Genomic DNA, 16,415 nt, shown 5'->3' with positions numbered 1-16,415 from the left:
GCGCTGCCCCAGACCCCGACGTGCGGGTCCGTTGCCTCCCCCAGCTACCTCCCCCAGACTCCGTCCGGGGGTGCCCCCAGAGGTGCCCCCAGCGGCGGGAGCGCCCTTCGGGCGCGTCCTCAAACGCCGGACGGCTGAAAGCAAAAGCATGGCGCCCCCACAACCTGATCTCGCTCTCCGGCGGGAGGGGGTGGGGTCGGAGGGTGGGGTTCTGGAACGCGGTGCGTCGTCACAGCAATCAATACGTCCAAGGGTGCCCGCACCGCGTTCCAGGTCCTCAGCCCGGAGGCCCCACCCCCGGCACCCACCACAACCCAGCCCGGCCAGCGATTGAGGCCACCCGCCGCAGGCGCACACAACCCGCACAAGACATCGGACCCGCACCCAAAAACCGCCCCCGCACCCAGCGGAAAACGCCCCCACAGGTCACAAGAAATCCGCATGCGCATCCAGCGCCCGAAGCACCTCCCCCTCCCCCGCCGACGGCAACCCCACCACAACCTCCCGCAACCCCAACTCCGCGAAATGAGCGAGCTTCCCCGCAGAAGGCCGCACCGCATACGGCACAACCTCCGGCTCACCAGGACGCCCCGCCGAAGCCCACGCCTCCCGGAGCTGCGGGATCGCGTCCCGCAGCCCGCTCCCACCCACAGGCAGCCAGCCGTCCGCGTACTCCGCGATGTGGGCGAAGAGCTTCGGGCCGGCCGCGCCGCCGAGCAGGATCCGCGGCCCGACCAGCGGCTCGCCGTTCTTCCGGGCGCGCGGCGGCCGCACCGGCTTGGGGTGCGCCCAGCTCGCGCGCACGGAGCCGAACTCGCCGTCGTAGGAAGTGGGTTCGTCCGTCCACAGCGCGCGCATCAGCGCCATCCGGTCGCGGACGAGCTCGCGCCGCCGCGCCCAGGGCACGCCGTGGTCGGCGGCCTCCTCCTTGTTCCAGCCGAAGCCGATGCCGAGGGTGAACCGGCCGCCGCTGACGTGGTCGAGCGTGGCGGCCTGCTTCGCGAGGTGGACCGGGTCGTGCTGGGCGACGAGCGCCACGCCCGTGCCGAGCGTGATCCGTTCGGTGACCGCCGCCGCCTGGCCGAGCGCCACGATCGGGTCGAGCGCGCGGCCGTACTCGCGCGGCAGCGGTCCGCCCATCGGCGCCGGGGTGTCACGGCTGACCGGGATGTGCGTGTGCTCGGGGAGGTAGAGCCCGTCGAAGCCGCGCTGCTCCAGCTCGCGCGCGAGCCGGACGGGGCTGATCGTCTCGTCGGTGAGAAAGACCGTGGTGGCAATCCGCATCCGGGGCACCTCCGTCGTGGCTGTGGCTGGCGCGGGGTGACGTGGGTCACCCCCGGGTTCCGGCTGTGGTCACCGTATGCCCAACCGGGCGCCGGCGGAGCCGACCGGGCGGCCGTGCCATGCGACTGTCGTAATCCCGCCTTCCCCGTACGGCCCTCCCGGGACCGTACGCGGGCCGCAATCCACCCGCCCGCACCCGTTCCCCCGCGCGCCACCCGGGCGTACAACGGTGTCCCTGGCGGCCCTCCCTTCCAGCCGGAGGCACAGATGCACCGACGTGAACTGCTGAGGATCACCGCGGGCGCCGCGGGCGCGCTTACGCTCGAAGGCGTGACGTTCGCCCATGCCGACGCGCGGAGCGGCGGTGAGGAGTCCCGCAAGGTCACCGGGCGGCTGCCGGCCGGTGCGCCGGACTTCGTCTATCTCCCCGTGGAGGTGCCGCGCGGTGTGCGGGAACTGGCCGTGTCGTACACCTACGACCGGCCGGCCGTCCCGCCCGGCACGCAAGGCAACGCCTGTGACATCGGCGTCTTCGACGAGCGCGGCACGGAGCTGGGCGGGCGCGGCTTCCGGGGCTGGTCGGGCGGGGCGCGCACGGAGTTCGCGATCAGCGCCGAGCGGGCGACGCCCGGCTATCTGGCGGGTCCGGTGCGGGCGGGCACCTGGCATGTGGTCCTGGGCCCCTACACCGTCGCGCCGCAGGGCCTGGCGTACGAGGTGACGGTGACCCTCCGCTACGGTCCGGCGGGCCGTACGCCGGCCCCCGTCCACCCGCCGCAGCGGGCGAAGGGGCGGGGGCGGGCGTGGTACCGCGGTGACAACCACCTGCACAGCGTCCACTCCGACGGCCTGCGCACCCCGGCCGAGATCGCCGCCGCCGCACGCGCCGCCGGGCTCGACTGGATCACGACGACCGAGCACAACACGACGTCCGCGCACGGCGCGTGGGAGGGGCTGTGGGGTGACGACCTGCTGATCCTCACCGGCGAGGAGGTCACCACCCGCAACGGTCACGTGGTCGCCCTCGCCACCGACCCCGGCGTCTTCGTCGACTGGCGCTACCGCGCCCGCGACCACGCCTTCGCCCGCTTCGCGCGCGTCATCCACCGCGCGGGCGGCCTGGTCGTCCCCGCGCATCCGCACGCGACCTGCGTCGGCTGCGGCTGGAAGTTCGGCTTCGCCGACGCCGACGCGGTGGAGGTCTGGAACGGCCCGTTCACCTCGGACGACGAGATCGCGATCGCCGAGTGGGACAACACGCTCGTCGCCTCCGTACGCGAGGGAAGACCGTGGCTGCCCGCCATGGGCAACAGCGACGCCCACCGCGAGCCGCAGGTCGTGGGCCTGCCCCAGACGGTCGTCCTCGCCGACGACCTCTCCCGCCCCGCGCTCCTGGAGGCCATCCGTTCCGGCCGCAGCTGGATCGCGGAATCCTCGGCGGTGAAGCTGTCGTTCACGGCGACGGGCGACCGGGGCGCGCACGCGGGCATCGGCGAACGGCTGCGGGTGGACGCCGCCTCGCAGGTCACGGTGCGGCTGGAGGTGGCGGGCGTGCCGGGCTGCACCGCGCGCTTCGTGACGGACCAGGGCCAGCTCTTCACGGCGCCCGTCCCGGCGGACGGCCGCGTCGAATGGCGGACGACACCGGCGTACGCGGCGTACGTACGGGCGGAGGTCCGGCACGCGTCGGGCGACATGGCGGCGATGACGAACCCCGTCTTCCTGGGACGCGAGTGATGCGGCTAGGAGGGGGACCCTTACGGGGCGTTGCCCGGCCCGGAGCACCGTGACCCCCCGAAGATGGGCCGAGCCGCCCGGCTCACCCATCACGAGGAGGAGGCGTTTCATGCGCGCTCACATCCGTAAGCCCGTCACCGCCGGTGTCCTGACCGCCGCGGTACTGCTCACCGGCGCCGGCACCGCGCGCGCCGGCGACGGCGCCCCGGGCCGGGACAGCGGAGCGGCCGGAATGATCTCGGGCCAGAACCTCCAGATCCTCAGCAACCTCCCGCACGCGTGCGAGACCGACCTCGCCACCGCCCACTTCACCCACGCGGCGGCGAGTTGCGTGAGGAGCTGAGCGGGGCGGTCACCGGCGCTTGACCTCAAGTTCGCTTGAGGTCCTACGTTCGTCCTCACCAGCAAAGATCCACAACGGGGAGGGCGACACCATGGAGTTTTCGCACAGCGACGCCGAACTGGCCAAGCAGCCGATCGGCTACTGAGCCACCGCGGCCGGCCGTGCCGTGGTCGGGAACATCCGCGCCGGACTCGCGCAGTACGGGATATCGCAGCCGCAGTGGTGGGTGCTCAACCGCAACGGCGAGACCCGAGAGGAAGCGACGTCGGTGCTGCTCCACTACGTCATGCCGGGCGACGACCTCGACGCGGAGATCGACGACCTGCTCGACCGGGGACTGATCACACTCGGCGAGGGGAACCGCATCGCCCTGACCGGCGAGGGCGAAAGGGTCCTCGCCCTGTGCACAGCCTGGCAGAGGGCCGCGCATGACCGCACCCACGACGGCATCACGGACGAGGAGTACGTCTCCACCCTCAAGGTGCTCCAGCGGATGATCCACACCGTGGGCGGCAAGGCGTGGCACCACTGAGCGGGCTCGGCGGCCGGCCGCGAACCACCCGCGGCTGACGCACGGGACTTCCGGCGGAGCGCCCAGGCAGTACCTGATCCACAGGCTGACCGCGTCCCGCGGCTGCCGCCACCGACCCATCACGCAGGCCCCTTTCGAGTGGTTGGCGTTTCTCGGATGATCCGAGCGGTGAAGACGAAGGCAGCAGCCGAGCCACCCCCGCCCGGACCCACCAGCCGCGGGCCCGGTCGGGGGCAGCGCGGCTCCTTCGCGGCCGGGGCACGGCGGGACTAGCCTGCCCGCATGCCCCTCAGCCACGAGCGCCTGTGCACCGAGATCCTCACGCAGGCACGCCTGCTGAGGTCCCGTCTCGAAGGCGCGGACCTGACCACTCCGGTGCCGTCGTGTCCCGGGTGGAACGTCGGGCAGCTCGTGCGGCATCTCGGTGGTGCGCACCGGTGGGCCGAGGCGGTCGTGCGGACACGGGCCGGCGAGGCGGTGCCCGACGGGGACTTCAGAGACCTGTCCGCCTACACCCGCGAGGACCCCGCCGTGGTCGGGCCGTGGCTCGTGGAAGGAGCCGAGCACCTGGTCGGGGCACTGCGCGACGCCGGGCCGGACGCGCGCGTGTGGACTCCGGTCCCCGGCGGGAACGCGGCCTTCTACGCGCGCCGCTTCACGCACGAGACGGCCGTCCACCGGGCCGACGCGATCCTGGCCCTCGGCGCGGAGTTCGGCATCGCCGAGGAAGTCGCCCTCGACGCCCTCGACGAGTGGATGGAACTCGGCTCACTGCCCATGCACTTCGAGGTGCACCCGTGGATGCGCGAGTTGCTCGGCCCGGGCCGGACGATCCACCTGCATGCCACCGACACCGCACCGGAGGCGGCGGCCGAGTGGCTGGTCGACCTCACCGGCGACGCCATCACCTGGCGCCGGGCGCACGAGAAGGCAGCGGTCGCCGTACGCGCCCCGCTGACCGACCTCCTGCTGATCGTCTACAAGCGCCGGCCCGCCCACACCGAAGGTGTGGAGATCCTCGGCGACGCGAGCCTGCTCGACTTCTGGCTGGAACGCGTCGGTTTCGGCTGACCATGCCGGGGCCCCAGGGCCTCCGTCGCCCACCCCGTAGCATCGAACCCCGCGTGTGATCCCAGGCCTCCGCGGGACGACTTCCGGGGAGGACAGACGTGTCGGGCGGAATCATGAACCGGCTCGCGACGAAGCGTGCCGAGCGCTCCTGGCTGCAAGGCGTCAATCTGCTGAGGCAGGGGGCCACCGCGCAAGCCGCCGGGCTCTTCGGACAGGCGGTCCGGGAGGACCCCTCGGCGGCCGATGCCTGGCTCGGCCTGCACGCGGCGGGTGAGCGCAAGGAAGAGGCGCTGGGCGCGATGGCGTACCACTCGGCGTCGTTCGGGGCCCTGCGCACGAAATACCAGAGCCCGCTGAAGTCACGCTTCCAGATCGGCGAGTTCGTCACCTTCCGCCTGGAGACCCCGCGGGACCTCTGGCTGGCGACGCAGACGGCACTCCTGGACGCGGGCTCCCTCGACGCTGCGTGGGCGGCGCTGTCGGAGGCGTACCTCGACTGCGACGAGACCCGTTTCGTCTGTACGCGCTATGCCTACCTCAAGCAGGACTGGCAGAAGGTGCTGACCTTCTCCCCCGCGATCCAGGACTCCTTCCTCCGCGACGAGAGCCAGCTCTACGTCGCGCAGGCGCTCATCCGGCAGAACGTCTGGCACGAGGCGCTGAACACCCTCGCGCCCCTGCCCCAGGCCGTGCAGAAGGGCAGCCAGTTCGACGCCGAGGCGGCGTACTGGCGGGGCCGGGCCCACGAGGGTCTGGGGGCGCACGAAGCGGCTCTCAAGAATTACCAGTACGCGTTCCGCTATTGGCCCGGGCTCTACGACGTGGCCGAACGGGCCAAGGCGGCCCCCGCAGGACCGGCTGTCGTCACGGCGCCCGCCCCGGCCGCCGCCACCGCGCCGGAGCCGGCACCCGCCACGGCGGCGGACCGCTCGCCGGACGAGGAACGCGCCGACATGCTGGCGGAGGCCCGTGCCGAACTCGACGGCATGATCGGCCTGGAGTCGGTCAAGCAGCAAGTGCGCACGCTCATCGCCCAGTTGGAGATGGCGATGCTGCGCGAGAAGGAGGGGCTCCCTTCCCGGCAGCAGTCCCAGCACTTCGTCTTCGCGGGGCCTCCCGGCACGGGCAAGACCACCGTCGCCCGCATCGTGGGAAAGATTTTCGCCGGGCTCGGCCTGCTGGAGAGCGGGCACGTCGTGGAGGCCCAACGCGTCGACCTCGTCGGCCAGCACCTCGGATCCACCGCCCTGAAGACCACGGAGGTCATCGACAGGGCGATGGACGGCGTGCTGTTCATCGACGAGGCGTACGCCCTCCACAACACCGGCTACTCCGGCGGTGACGCCTTCGGGGCAGAGGCCGTGCAGGTGCTGCTGAAGCGCGCCGAGGACGACCGCGACCGCCTGGTGGTGGTCCTGGCCGGCTACCGCGAGGAGATGGAGCAGCTGCTCGCCACCAACCCCGGCCTGCGGTCGCGCTTCACCACCCGCGTCGACTTCCCCTCGTACACCCCCGACGAGCTGCGCCGGATAGCCGGGACGATCCTTTCCGGGAGCGGTGACGAACTCTCCCCGGAGGCGGCCGACGCGCTCGACGAGACCCTGAAGCGCGCGGCCGACAGGGTCGACACCCTCGGCAACGGGCGTTTCATCCGCAACCTCTGCCAGAAGGCCACCGCCCAGCGCGACCTCCGGCTCTCGGCGGCCAGCCGGCAGGGGGCCGGACCGACCCGCCAGGACCTCGTCACCGTGACGGCACCGGACATCCTCACCGCCGCCGACGAGCTCCTGACGACGGCCCGGGAGGCACCATGAGTACGACGCGACGGCACAAGGAGACCCACCGCATGTGGAACGGCGACGCACTCGACCTCGACGCCTATCTGGCGCACCTCGGCCACGATGGCGACCGCGCGCCCACCCTCGCGACGCTGCGCGCGCTGCACCGGGCGCACGTCCTCTCCGTGCGGTGGGAGAACGTGGAGGCGGTGCTCCGCAAGAGCCGTTCGCTCGACCTGACTTCGGTCCAGGCCAGGCTGATCGGCAGCCCGCTGGGCGGCACCTGCTTCGAGCACGTCACCCTCTACGCGGCGGCCCTGGAGCGCCTCGGCTTCCGGTTCTCCGCGATCCAGGGCCGCGTCCAGATGGGCGCGACCAGCATCAGGCCGGCGACGCACGCCATGGTCGTCGTGGAGCTGGAAGGCAAGCGCTGGCTCAGCGACATCGGCTTCGGCGCGAGCCCGCTGGAGCCCATCGAGCTGACCGACGCGACGGACACGACCGACGGTGTGTGGGCGTACCGGCTGCGCCGCGAGGAGGTCACGCCCGGTGCGGACGGGTGGGCGCTCTACCAGCCCACGGACGAGGGCGACGGGTGGCTGGTCCGGCACACGTTCACGCTCGACCCGCAGTACCCCATCGACTTGCGGGTGACGAACCACTACGGCGCGAGCAGCCCGCAATCCCCCTTCAGCGACCGCCTCGTGGCGCAGCGCATCCACCCGGACCGGCGGCACATGCTGGACAACCGCACACTGACGACGACCCGTCCGGGGGTGCGACCGGAGACGCGGGAGCTGGAGCGGCATGAGGTGCCGAAGGTTCTGGCGGATGTCTTCGGGGTGGAACTACCGGTGGATGATGCGGCGTTGCTGGTGTCGAAGCTGACTTGATGCCTCAAAGGGTCAGGCTGTGCTCCCAGCGCAGGTGCGGGTTCCCGCCGATCTCATAGGTGTGCGCCTGCATGGTGACGTGCAGTCGCACTGAGTCGATCTCCGGACGGCCGGCATCCTGCCAGGTCGCGAGCGCGCTCTCGATGTCGTCCCAGAGGGCCACCGGGCCGCCCTGCCGGACCGTCCAGTCGTCACCGTGCGACGTGAGCTCCGCGAAGGACTCGCGCTCGGTGTCGAAAAGGTACACCTTCTCGGCGTCATCGTCCGGGACGAGGCGGATCAACTGGGCGCCTGGAGCGGCGAGCTGGGCGAGGAAGGCGGGCATCCACTCCTCCAGCAGCCGCGGGCTCACGGAGGTGGCGCGCTCGCTGTCCGCGTCCGCGGTCCGGGCCGTCAGATCGCCCACGTGCGGTACGACGGCCTGCGAACGGGCCGGCATGAACGACGAAGGGCCGGTGATCCGGCCCTCGGCCGTGCCGTCTCCCCGCACGGTGAGCTTGGCCAGCCCGGTCCCGTACGACCAGGAGCCGACAGTGGCCAGGATGATGCCGCCGGGCTTGGTCTGGCGGACCCACGCGTAGGGGATCCGGCGGACCGCGCAGGTGGCGATCACGCGGTCGTACGGCGCCCGCCAGGAGTGACCGAGGAGCCCGTCCCCGACGACCGTCCAGGTCGAATATCCGGCCGTCTCCAGTGCGGCGTCCGCCCGGGCCGCGACATCGGGGTCCACCTCGACGCTGGTGACGTTGTCCTCGCCGAGCCGGTGACACATCAGCGCCGTCGAGTAGCCGGTCCCGGTACCGACCTCCAGTACGGAGTGGCCGTCCTCGACGCCCAGCGCCTCGATCATGCCGATCACGGTTGCCGGGATCGCGGAGGAAGACGTCGGGAAGCCGCGGACGGTCTCGTCGGCCTGATCGGCAGTGAGGAGGCCGTCGAGCTGGGTGACCAGCGACTGGTCGCTGTAGGCGATCTCCACCCACTCCTTGGGGTCGGCCCCGAGCGCGGTGACCGGCCTCCAATGACCGTCATCAGTAGGCAGGAAGACCCCGGGCCGCAGGAACAGCTCCCGAGGCACGGCCTCGACCGACGCCCGCCACGCGGAATGGGACAGGTCACCGCTCGCCTCCAGCCGGTCGGCGAGCGCGCGGCGGTGGAGGGCCTTGCCATCGCTCAGATTGCCAGCGGTGCTTCACCGTGCGCAGCCGTTCGGTGCCCGGCGAGGCGGGTATTCACTTCGCGCGCACCGAGCCAGTCTCGTTTGACCTCCAACTCGTAGCGCTGTTCGACGAGTTCGTGGCACGCGGGGCAGGGTTCCGAGTCTCCCAGGGCGATGACGCCCGGCCCTGAGGAGCCCGCCACCGGGACGAGGCCGCGGCGCAGGCGGCGCTGCTCGTGGCGGAGGGCTTCGGCGGCTCGGCCGAGGCTTCTGACGCAGGCGATCGCGGATACGTATCCGTCGCCCGGCCCGAGCCGCAGCCGGTAGCGGGCTTCCCGCACGACCGTGAGGGCCTCCAGCCGTACGGGGTCTCCGGCGGGCCGGGCGCTCGCAGTGGCCTCGACGGCGTCGGCGGTGGCGCCGATGAAACGGCGAAGGCGAGCGGTCAGCCACGTCAGCCGGCCTGGGGGTGCGAGGAGGCGGTCCATGGCGTTGGCTTCGCGGATCACGTCCTCGATGACGGACTCGTCGGAGCGGATGGGCTTTTCGCCGAGGTGGCTGGTGTGGGGGAACGGGGGCATGGCTGTGCTCCTTGGAGAGCGATTGGGTGGTTTGCCGACGCTTCAATCAGGCTTCCGCACCGGCGACTTGATTAGCAACCGCTCCAGCAAAACGCCGCTCACATTGGCATATGACAAACCTCAGGCAAAGGTTGTCCGAGGGGATGCAGGGGGTGGAAGACTGCCAACAGGGCGGCCAGGAGTACCAACACGGCCCCTGTGGGAACCAACAGGAACGCGCCGTCGGGGTACAGACACCCGCTGACGGGGAACAGCACCAGGAGGGCTCAAGGGTGGCAGCACGACGCGGTCCGACGTTCAGAAGGCGAGAACTCGGCAAAGAGCTCCGGCGCCTGCGCGAGAAGCACGGGATCAGCGTGAAGGACGCGGCAGCTCACATCGAGGGCTCCGAGACAAAGCTCAACCGGGTCGAGACGGGACAGAACCAGCTACCACGCGTCCGCGACCTGACGGACCTGCTCGACCTGTACGGCGTCACCGACCAGGTCGACCGCGAACTGCTGCTCACGCTCCACCGGGACTCGCTCAGCAAGGACTGGTACAGGCCGTACCAGAACGTGATGCCATCGGGCACGACGATGTACGTCGGACTGGAGGCCGACGCTCGCACGATGCGCGCCTGGAACTCTCAGGTGATCTTCGGTCTTCTGCAGACCGAGGCGTACGCACGAGCCCTGTTCATGACGGCGAAGCACGTGGAGGAGAGGACGAGCGAATTCGTCGACAAATCCGTGGCGCTGCGCATGGAGCGCAAGGCCATCCTGACCGGAGAGGATCCCGTCGAACTGCGCGTGATCCTGGACGAAGCAGCTCTGCGCCGAATGATCGGCGATCCAGAGATCATGCGTGAGCAGTACGCGGAGATCGAGCGGGTCGCCGAGCTGGATCATGTGACAGTGCAGATCCTCCCGCTGGCTCTCAACACCTTCCGTGCGAGCGCGAACTTCGTTCTGCTGGATTTCGATCACAACCTCGATCCCGTTGTCATGGAAGAGGGGTCTGCGGTCATGACCGTGTCCGACAGGAAGCGCGAGGTCTGGAAGTACGACCGGAGGTTCGACGCGATGCGCGACGGAGCTCTGGCCCCGGCCCAAACGCCTGAGTTTCTGCACCGACTGACAAGAGAGATCGATGACCACTAACGCCTGCCTGACGGCCCTCGAAGTGGCTGACGAGAACTCCTGGTTCAAGTCCTCGTACAGCGGTCAAGACAACGGCGGCGGCTGCGTATCGATCGCCGCGCTCCCGGAGGACGTCGCCATCCGCGACTCGAAACAACGAAACGGCGCCGCCCTGGTCGTACCGACCGGGGCTTGGTCCTCATTCATCACCGGGGTCCGGACCGGGCGGCCCGGGCTCGGCCGTGTCTGACGCTCGCCCGGCCGCTCCGCGCGACCACGCCTGGGTCACGTCTTCCTACAGTGGCGACAACGGGGGCGGGGGATGCGTATCGATCGCCGCACTCCGCGAGTACGTCGCCATCCGCGACTCCAAACAACAAACCGGCCCCACCGCACTCGTCCCCACCGACACCTGGGCCACGTTCATACACAGCCTGAGGACCGGCCGGCTGGGCCCCCTCTGACCGGAAGCGATCTCTCACGCCCATTACCCATTCGTCAAGCGGATTACCAGACCAGAACCATCTATTGACCGCACCCTTGACATTCATCCCCGCACCCCCCACTAAGGTTTGGCTTCGCTAACCAAAGTGCCATCACGGTCGCGTCGCCGACGCCTCCGCTGCCCCGGCCGAGAGACCAGCCGGCGTCGTGCCGGGGAGGACGCCCATGTGGGACGACGCGTTTCCCAGTTTTCTGATCGGGCTCAGGGAAGGGCTCGAAGCCGGGCTCATCGTTTCCGTGCTCGTCGCCACGCTCGTGCGGGCAGGCGCGAAATCGCGGCTGCCCCAGGTGTGGACGGGAGTGCTGGGCGCGATAGCCCTGTCGCTGAGCTTCGGGGCCGTGCTCACGTTCACCGCCGCCACGCTTTCGGCCACCGCGCAGGAAGCGTTCGGCGGCACGCTCAGTGTCATCGCGGTCGCCTTCGTCACCGCGATGGTGTTCTGGATGCGGCGCTCGGCCCGCAACCTCTCCGGGGAGATCCGGGAGAAGGTCACCAGCGCGCTCGCCATGGGCACGGGGATGCTGATCATCACCTCGTTCCTGGCCGTCGGCCGGGAGGGGCTGGAGACGGCGCTGTTCCTGTGGACGACGGCGCGCGCCGCCGGTGAGTCCGCGGGGCCGATGACCGGCGCCGGTGCCGGGCTCGTCATCGCGGCGGCGCTCTGCTGGGGGCTCTACCGGCGCGTACTGAAGATCAACCTCACGAAGTTCTTCACCGCCACCGGCATCGTCCTCGTCGTCATCGCGGCGGGCGTGCTCGGGTACGGACTGCGTGATCTTCAGGAGGGCGGCGTGCTGCCCGGGAAGAGCGCGTTCGCGTTCGACCTGAGCCAGAGCATCGACGCCGGTTCCTGGTACGGCACGCTCGCGCAGGGCGTTCTCAACCTGACGCCGTCCATGACCTGGCTCCAGGTGATCGCCTACGTCGCCTACCTGACTGTGGTGATGACCCTCTTCGTACGCGGCGTCCGCACGAAGCCGGCCAAGGCGGAAAGCCCGAAGGCGGAGAAGGCCGAGAAGACCGAGAAGGCACCCAGCAGCCGCCCCGCCTGGGTCGTTCCGGCCGCCGTCGTGGCCGTGCCCGCGGTCGTCGCCGGTGCCGTCGTCGCCTTCAGCGGCTCCAAGCCGGCCGGTGACCAGACCGTCGCCGTCTCCGAGAAGGACTGCGGCAAGGGCTTCACCGCCCCCGAGCCCGGCCGCCGGACGTTCCAGATGCACAACACCGGCGACAAGGTCTCCGAGGTCTATCTCGTCGAGCCGTCGACGAACGCGGTCCACGGCGAGATCGAGGGCCTGGCCCCCGGCACCACCCGCGAGCTGGTCGCCACCGTCGGCGGCGGGGAGTACGCCTGGCGCTGCGTCCCGACCGGCGGGAAGACGGTCACCTCCACGCCCGTACGCGTCAACGGCGCCGCCGCCAAGGCCGTCGTGCCGGTCTCCGAGAAGGACCTGGCCGCGCCGCTGGCCACGTACAAGGAGTACGTGGACAAGGGCCTGGCCACCCTCACCGACCAGACCGGCAGGCTCGACCAGGACATCGAGAGCGGCGACCTCGACGCCGCCCGCAAGGACTGGCTGACCGCCCACCTCTCGTACTCCTCCCTCGGAGCGGCCTACGGCACCTTCCAGGACTTCGACAAGAAGATCAACGGGCGGACCGCCGGGCTCGCCGACGGCGTCAAGGACAAGGACTTCACCGGCTTCCACCGGCTCGAATACGGCCTGTGGCACGGGCAGTCGGCCGACGACCTGCGCGGCCCGGCGCAGCAGCTCGCCAAGGACACGGACGGTCTGCGCAAGGCGTTCCCGGACCAGGACTTCGACCCCGGCGACCTGCCGCTGCGCACGCACGAGATCCTGGAGAACACGCTCCAGTTCGAGCTGACCGGCGACGCCGACCAGGGCAGCGGCACGACGCTGGCCACCGCCGACGCCAACCTCGCGGGCACCCGTGAACTCCTGGACGTCCTGCGCCCGCTGCTCACCGCCCGCGACACCAAGCTGCTCCCCACGGTGGACGCCGATATCGCCCGCGTGCAGAAGCTGCTGGACGCCGCGCACCATGACGACCGGTGGACGCCGGTCGACAAGCTCGACGCGGGCGACCGGGCCCGGCTGAACGGGGCGACGGGGCAGCTACTGGAGGATCTCGCCCCGATCCCCGACCTCCTTGAGATCCGCAAGGCCGGCTGAACCGTGCCCACCGCCGACCGCCCCGAAGGGAAACCGCACATGACCGCCGACTCCGCCCGCCCGCAGGGCTGCCCCGGCCCCGGCCGCCGCGGCTTCGTCAAGACGGCGCTGGGGACGGGCGCGGCCGGCGTCGCCCTCGCCGGTGGCGGCTTCGCCCTCGGCCAGACCGTCGGCGCGCAGCCGGCGCGGGCCGCCGACAGCGAGGCGCCGGGGAAGACGGAATTCCACGGCGTGCACCAGGCGGGCATCACCACCCCGCAGCCCGCGGCCGCCGCCTTCATATCCTTCGACGTGATCGGCGAGAACCGCAAGGACCTCGCCGGCCTGTTCAGGACGATCACCGAGCGGGCCCGCTTCCTGACCGCGGGCGGCGCCCCCGCCGACCTCGGCGTCGGCGCGCCGCCCTCCGACAGCGGGATCCTCGGCCCGACCGTCCCCGCCGACGACCTCACCGTCACCCTCGGCGTCGGCGCGTCGCTCTTCGACGGGCGCTTCGGGCTCGCCGCCGCCAAGCCGCGCCGCCTGACGCCGATGCGCACCTTCCCCAACGACAATCTGCGCGCGGCGGAGTGCCACGGCGACCTGTCACTCCAGATATGCGCGGCCCGGCAGGACGTCGTGCTGCACGCCCTGCGTGACATCGCCCGGCACACGCGTGGCGCGATGCAGGTCAAGTGGCGCATCGACGGCTTCCAGAACGCGCCGCGCCCGACCGGCGCGCAGCGCAACCTGCTCGGCTTCAAGGACGGCATCGCCAATCCGGACACGGATTCCTCGCGCGAGATGAGCCGTCTGGTGTGGGTGACGGACCAGCTCGGGGAGCCCGCCTGGGCCGTGGGCGGCAGCTATCAGGTGATCCGGATCATCCGGATGCTCGTGGAGTTCTGGGACCGGGTCTCGCTCACCGAGCAGGAGAAGATGTTCGGCCGCCGCAAGGACACGGGCGCGCCGCTGGACGGGGCGAAGGAGACGGACAGCCCCAACTACGCCAAGGACCCCAAGGGCGAGGCCATTCCGCTCACCGCCCACATCCGCATGGCCAACCCCCGCACGGCGAAGTCCGACGACTCCCGCATCCTGCGGCGCGGTTACAACTACGACCGGGGCATCGACGCCGTCGGGAACCTCGACATGGGCCTGGCCTTCTGCTCCTACCAGCAGGACGTGAAGCGGCAGTTCGAGGCCACGCAGGAGCGGCTGATCGACGAGCCGCTCGTCGACTACATCTCGCCGACCGGCGGCGGCTACTTCTTCGCGCTGCCGGGCGTCAGGGACTCCCGGGACTGGCTGGGCAGGGCGCTGCTGGAGGGCTGACGCCCAGGGCTGCCAGGTGGCCTCGGACCGTTGCCCGACTGCGGGTCCGTTGCCGCCTGCGGCGGGAGCGTCCTGCGGTCGGCCGCGTCCTCGAGCGCCCCAGCCTTCGTCCGGGGTGCGCCCCATGGGCTGAATTGTGCGACCGCATCAGCCACATCAAGCCCGTCCGGCGTTTGAGGACACCGCCGCGCAGCGGTGGTACGGGGACAGCACAACCCGCAGTCCACTCGCGAGGTCCGCCGGGATCGGTCTAGTCCTCCACCACCAGCGCCGGCGTCGACCGCGTCAGCACCTCGCCGCGGAAGAACGCCGGGCTCCTGCGCCGCATCACCAGCATCAGCACCACACCGAGCAGCAGCAGGCCCACGCCGATCACGAACACCGACCCTACTCCCATGACCGAACTGCCGCTGCCGTACGCCGGGTTCCACATGTCGTAGAGCGTCTTGCCGAAGACGGCCGCCAGCAGCACGCCGCCCAGCAGGGGGAAGACGCCCTTGAAGAGCGCGTCGCGCGGCGAGCGGCCGAGCTCGCGGCGGAAGTACCAGGCGCAGGCGAAGGCCGTGATCGAGTAGTAGAAGCAGATCATGAGGCCGAGGGCGTAGATGGTGTCGATGAGGACGTTCTCGCTGAGGAAGCTCATGACGGCGTAGAAGGCGCCGGTGGCGGTCCCGGCGGCGACGGTCGCGCGGCCGGGCGACTTGAAGCGCGGGTGGACGCGGGCGAAGGACGGCGGCAGGGCCTGGTACGTACTCATGGCCAGGACCGTGCGGGCCACGGGCAGGAACGTCGTCTGGAGGCTGGCGGCCGCCGAGGCGAGCACCGCCACGAAGAGCAGCACGCCCAGCGCCGTGCCGAGCACGGGGTCGGCGAGGGCGGCGAAGACGTTGTCGGCGGTGCCGGGGTTGCCCAGGCCCGTGCCCTCGGTGCCCACGCCCGCGAACATCTGGGCGGCGACGGCGGTCAGCAGATACGAGCCGACCAGGACGGCCATGGAGATGAGCGCGGCACGGCCGGGTGTCTTCGCGCTGCCCTGGGTCTCCTCGTTGACCGTGAGGCACGCGTCCCAGCCCCAGAACATGAAGATCGAGAGCGAGAGCCCGGCGGTGAACGCCGCGAAGGACTCGACGGCGAAGGGGTTGAGCCAGCTCCACGAGAAGGCGATGGAGCCGGGCAGGCCGCCGGTGCGGGCCTTGACGAGCGCCATGGTCACGAAGGCGGCGAGCACGGCGAGTTGGAGGCCGACGAGCGCGTACTGCACACCCTTGGTGGCCGTCATCCCGCGATAGCTGACGGCGGTCGCGACGGCGATGAAGGCCAGACACGTCAGGACGTGGACGGGCCGGTTGCCGTCGAGGCCGGCGACGGTGCCGCTGCCGGTGATCTGCCCGAGGAGGAGATAGAAGAACGAGGTCGCGACGCCCGCGAGGTTGGACAGCACGATGATCGTCGCGATGACGAGGCCCCAGCCGCACATCCAGCCGATCCGGGGACCGAAGGCCTGCACGGTCCAGGTGAAGGACGTGCCGCAGTCGGGCACGGCCTTGTTGAGCTCGCGATAGGCGAAGGCGACCAGCAGCATCGGCAGGAAGCCGGCGAGGAAGACGGCGGGCATCTGCACGCCGACCTGGCCGACGGTCGGGCCGAGCGTCGAGGTCAGACAGTAGACGGGGGCGACCGTGGAGATCCCGATGACGGCGCTGCCGAGCAGCCCGACGGAATTCCCGCTGAGACCCTTGGCGCGCCGGTCGCCGACGCTCGTTACCGTGTCTCCGGCCCTGGGCCGTGGGGCTGTCTGAACCATGAACAGGACGTTAAGTGCTGCTGTTTCCGCAACCGGAGCCTCGCAATCCAGCGGCGCCCCCTTGAATAGGGGCCGCCTTAGGGGCAGTTGACCTGGCTTTA

The 16,415-nt window shown here is 70.7% G+C and carries 15 protein-coding genes; 11 read left to right on the top strand and 4 right to left on the bottom strand.

Going from position 1 to position 16,415, the window contains the following annotated elements; translation table 11 throughout:
* Window positions 1-426: 426 nt before the first annotated feature.
* Window positions 427-1,284, bottom strand: coding sequence for an LLM class F420-dependent oxidoreductase (locus ACFY1P_RS26650; RefSeq protein WP_390752063.1), 858 nt, complete (start codon window positions 1,282-1,284; stop codon window positions 427-429).
* Between the two features lie 267 nt (window positions 1,285-1,551).
* Between ACFY1P_RS26650 and ACFY1P_RS26645 the strand changes: the two genes are divergently transcribed.
* The 6 genes from ACFY1P_RS26645 (at window position 1,552) to ACFY1P_RS26620 (ending at window position 7,638) form a co-directional block, all read left to right on the top strand.
* The gene (locus ACFY1P_RS26645; RefSeq protein WP_361529958.1) at window positions 1,552-3,021 is read left to right on the top strand and encodes a CehA/McbA family metallohydrolase; all 1,470 of its coding nucleotides are present in this window, start codon (window positions 1,552-1,554) and stop codon (window positions 3,019-3,021) included.
* A 109-nt stretch (window positions 3,022-3,130) separates the two neighbouring features.
* Window positions 3,131-3,364 (top strand): hypothetical protein, encoded by a 234-nt coding sequence (locus tag ACFY1P_RS26640; protein ID WP_361529955.1) that lies wholly within the window; start codon window positions 3,131-3,133, stop codon window positions 3,362-3,364.
* Window positions 3,365-3,530: 166 nt separating this feature from the next.
* On the top strand, window positions 3,531-3,896 hold the full coding sequence (locus ACFY1P_RS26635) for a MarR family transcriptional regulator (protein WP_390752062.1): 366 nt from the start codon (window positions 3,531-3,533) through the stop codon (window positions 3,894-3,896).
* A gap of 282 nt (window positions 3,897-4,178) precedes the next feature.
* Window positions 4,179-4,967: a maleylpyruvate isomerase family mycothiol-dependent enzyme gene (locus tag ACFY1P_RS26630; protein ID WP_390752061.1), complete on the top strand. Its 789-nt coding sequence runs from the start codon at window positions 4,179-4,181 to the stop codon at window positions 4,965-4,967.
* A gap of 98 nt (window positions 4,968-5,065) precedes the next feature.
* Window positions 5,066-6,781 (top strand): AAA family ATPase, encoded by a 1,716-nt coding sequence (locus ACFY1P_RS26625; RefSeq protein WP_390752060.1) that lies wholly within the window; start codon window positions 5,066-5,068, stop codon window positions 6,779-6,781.
* On the top strand, window positions 6,778-7,638 hold the full coding sequence (locus ACFY1P_RS26620; protein ID WP_390752059.1) for an arylamine N-acetyltransferase: 861 nt from the start codon (window positions 6,778-6,780) through the stop codon (window positions 7,636-7,638). Before ACFY1P_RS26625 ends, ACFY1P_RS26620 begins: the two co-directional genes overlap by 4 nt.
* A 4-nt stretch (window positions 7,639-7,642) precedes the next feature.
* Here the strand turns inward: ACFY1P_RS26620 and tgmC are convergent, their stop codons facing one another.
* A complete protein-coding gene (gene tgmC / locus ACFY1P_RS26615; RefSeq protein WP_390752091.1) occupies window positions 7,643-8,815 on the bottom strand; it encodes an ATP-grasp peptide maturase system methyltransferase in 1,173 nt (390 codons plus the stop codon).
* On the bottom strand, window positions 8,812-9,378 hold the full coding sequence (locus ACFY1P_RS26610; RefSeq protein WP_390752058.1) for a DUF6415 family natural product biosynthesis protein: 567 nt from the start codon (window positions 9,376-9,378) through the stop codon (window positions 8,812-8,814). Before ACFY1P_RS26610 ends, tgmC begins: the two co-directional genes overlap by 4 nt.
* Window positions 9,379-9,650: 272 nt before the next feature.
* Between ACFY1P_RS26610 and ACFY1P_RS26605 the strand changes: the two genes are divergently transcribed.
* From ACFY1P_RS26605 to efeB, 5 genes are all read left to right on the top strand, one after another.
* A complete protein-coding gene (locus ACFY1P_RS26605; protein ID WP_390752057.1) occupies window positions 9,651-10,520 on the top strand; it encodes a helix-turn-helix domain-containing protein in 870 nt (289 codons plus the stop codon).
* Entirely contained in the window at window positions 10,510-10,749 is a 240-nt protein-coding gene (locus ACFY1P_RS26600; protein ID WP_390752056.1) for a DUF397 domain-containing protein, read from the top strand. The genes ACFY1P_RS26605 and ACFY1P_RS26600 overlap by 11 nt, the downstream gene beginning before the upstream one ends.
* Window positions 10,742-10,963, top strand: a complete 222-nt coding sequence (locus ACFY1P_RS26595) for a DUF397 domain-containing protein (protein ID WP_390752055.1) — start codon at window positions 10,742-10,744, stop codon at window positions 10,961-10,963. Before ACFY1P_RS26600 ends, ACFY1P_RS26595 begins: the two co-directional genes overlap by 8 nt.
* Before the next feature lie 205 nt (window positions 10,964-11,168).
* Window positions 11,169-13,196 (top strand): iron uptake transporter permease EfeU, encoded by a 2,028-nt coding sequence (gene efeU, locus ACFY1P_RS26590; RefSeq protein WP_390752054.1) that lies wholly within the window; start codon window positions 11,169-11,171, stop codon window positions 13,194-13,196.
* Window positions 13,197-13,235: 39 nt separating this feature from the next.
* Window positions 13,236-14,510, top strand: a complete 1,275-nt coding sequence (gene efeB / locus ACFY1P_RS26585; protein WP_361529922.1) for an iron uptake transporter deferrochelatase/peroxidase subunit — start codon at window positions 13,236-13,238, stop codon at window positions 14,508-14,510.
* A 250-nt stretch (window positions 14,511-14,760) separates the two neighbouring features.
* On the opposite strand, the gene ACFY1P_RS26580 is transcribed toward efeB, so the two are convergent.
* Complete coding sequence (locus ACFY1P_RS26580) at window positions 14,761-16,314, bottom strand: APC family permease (RefSeq protein ID WP_361529919.1); 1,554 nt, start codon at window positions 16,312-16,314, stop codon at window positions 14,761-14,763.
* Window positions 16,315-16,415: the final 101 nt, after the last annotated feature.

It is taken from the genome of Streptomyces sp. NPDC001407, from assembly GCF_042895325.1.
Classification (GTDB): Bacteria; Actinomycetota; Actinomycetes; order Streptomycetales; family Streptomycetaceae; genus Streptomyces.
Note: the sequence above shows the minus strand (reverse complement) of the source record. Positions and strands in the feature narration are given on the sequence as shown.

Bases quoted from the DNA above. Each gene is read 5' to 3' on its own strand.
- ACFY1P_RS26630 (WP_390752061.1), top strand. From the start codon at position 4,179: ATGCCCCTCAGCCACGAGCGCCTGTGCACCGAGATCCTCACGCAGGCA.
- ACFY1P_RS26610 (WP_390752058.1), bottom strand. From the start codon at position 9,378: ATGCCCCCGTTCCCCCACACCAGCCACCTCGGCGAAAAGCCCATCCGC.
- ACFY1P_RS26650 (WP_390752063.1), bottom strand. From the start codon at position 1,284: ATGCGGATTGCCACCACGGTCTTTCTCACCGACGAGACGATCAGCCCC.
- ACFY1P_RS26640 (WP_361529955.1), top strand. From the start codon at position 3,131: ATGCGCGCTCACATCCGTAAGCCCGTCACCGCCGGTGTCCTGACCGCC.
- efeB (WP_361529922.1), top strand. From the start codon at position 13,236: ATGACCGCCGACTCCGCCCGCCCGCAGGGCTGCCCCGGCCCCGGCCGC.
- ACFY1P_RS26600 (WP_390752056.1), top strand. From the start codon at position 10,510: ATGACCACTAACGCCTGCCTGACGGCCCTCGAAGTGGCTGACGAGAAC.
- ACFY1P_RS26645 (WP_361529958.1), top strand. From the start codon at position 1,552: ATGCACCGACGTGAACTGCTGAGGATCACCGCGGGCGCCGCGGGCGCG.
- ACFY1P_RS26580 (WP_361529919.1), bottom strand. From the start codon at position 16,314: ATGGTTCAGACAGCCCCACGGCCCAGGGCCGGAGACACGGTAACGAGC.
- ACFY1P_RS26620 (WP_390752059.1), top strand. From the start codon at position 6,778: ATGAGTACGACGCGACGGCACAAGGAGACCCACCGCATGTGGAACGGC.
- efeU (WP_390752054.1), top strand. From the start codon at position 11,169: ATGTGGGACGACGCGTTTCCCAGTTTTCTGATCGGGCTCAGGGAAGGG.